Annotated in this window: 1 protein-coding gene; it reads right to left on the reverse strand. The window is 45.0% G+C overall.

Annotated features, from left to right (window positions below; translation table 11 throughout):
• Positions 1-509, reverse strand: a 509-nt coding sequence (locus R7O13_RS31095; protein WP_318305757.1) for an AAA family ATPase, incomplete at both ends; no start/stop codon positions are given.

Genomic DNA, 509 nt, shown 5'->3' on the forward strand with positions numbered 1-509 from the left:
ATGATGAGATCGGCTTTATCTATCTTCTCACCTTTCCCAACATAGCGGAGATTAATGTCGGGATTTAAGCGTAAAACATCAAAGTCAGTATGATTGCTAATGCGCGTTAACACCGGAACAACCACATTTAACTTAACTTCAGAGTTCAACTCCTGCTGTGCAGTAATGGCGTCTTCGGCTTCTAGGTTCAAGCCGTGCAGATATGGCAACACGCCTAAAACAGGCTTACCCGTTTTTTCTTCTAGCCCATCCAGACCTGATTGCAGCAAACGAATATCGCCACGAAAGCGATTAATGACAAACCCTTTTACTCTCGTCTGTTCAGATTCAGAAAGTAACGCCAATGTTCCGTATAAATGCGCAAACACACCGCCACGATCAATATCCGCAACAATGATCACTGGCACATCGGCTGCTTCCGCAAACCCCATGTTTGCTATATCGCCTTCTCTCAAGTTGATTTCCGCTGGGCTACCAGCACCTTCGATCATGATCGAATCAAACTCTTT

Source organism: Vibrio sp. Y176 (assembly GCF_033438945.1).